This is a genomic window from Dactylosporangium sucinum (genome assembly GCF_014647515.1).
Taxonomy (GTDB): domain Bacteria; phylum Actinomycetota; class Actinomycetes; order Mycobacteriales; family Micromonosporaceae; genus Dactylosporangium; species Dactylosporangium sucinum.
In genome coordinates this window covers 434-1,103 of the sequence record NZ_BMPI01000192.1, presented here as the reverse complement: position 1 = coordinate 1,103, position 670 = coordinate 434, and the positions used below count along the sequence as shown (strand labels likewise).

Here is a 670-nt window from a genome sequence, read left to right as displayed (position 1 = left end):
TCCCCCGCGCTCCCGCCGATGCCGGTCCAGGGACTCCACGCCACCCGGAACAGCGACCGGTCCGCGACCCGCAGCTGGTCGCCGGTGACGGGGCGCTGGACCATCGAGCCGACGGTGAGGACCGGGGCGCCGGTCTCGTCGGCGGCGAGGATGCCGATGCCGCCGTCCGCGGTCGCGTGGATGCGGACCCGCAGCCGCGCGGCCCCCGAGCGGTGCAGGGACACGCCGGACCACTCGAACGGCATGCGGACCTCGGCGCCGCGCTCGTCGTCGCGGGTCTGCCAGGCCTGGAGGGCCGCGTCGAGCAGGACGGGGTGCAGGCCGTACCCGGCGCCCTGGACCCCGTCGGGGAGGGCGACCTCGGCGAACACGTCGCCGCCGCGGTGCCAGACGCGGTGCAGGCCGAGGAACGCCGGCCCGTAGGCGACGCCGCGGGCGGCCAGCCGGTCGTACAGGTCGCCGAAGGCGACGGCCCGCGCGCCGGAGGGTGGCCACACCGCCAGGTCGTCCTCGTCCGCGGCGGGTCCGTGGCCCGGCGCGGGCGCGACGAGGCCGGTCGCGTGCCGGTTCCAGTCGCCGTCATCCCCGGCCCGGGCGTGGATGCCCAGATCACGGGTGCCGTCGGGGCCGGCCGGCCCGGCCACGAGCTGCAGTTGCACGGCGCCGGTGT

Annotated in this window: 1 protein-coding gene; it reads right to left on the bottom strand. The window is 78.4% G+C overall.

Going from position 1 to position 670, the window contains the following annotated elements; translation table 11 throughout:
* On the bottom strand, positions 1–659 hold a 659-nt coding region (locus IEZ31_RS55760), incomplete at its 3' end, for a polyketide synthase dehydratase domain-containing protein (protein ID WP_373294894.1).
* Positions 660–670: the final 11 nt, after the last annotated feature.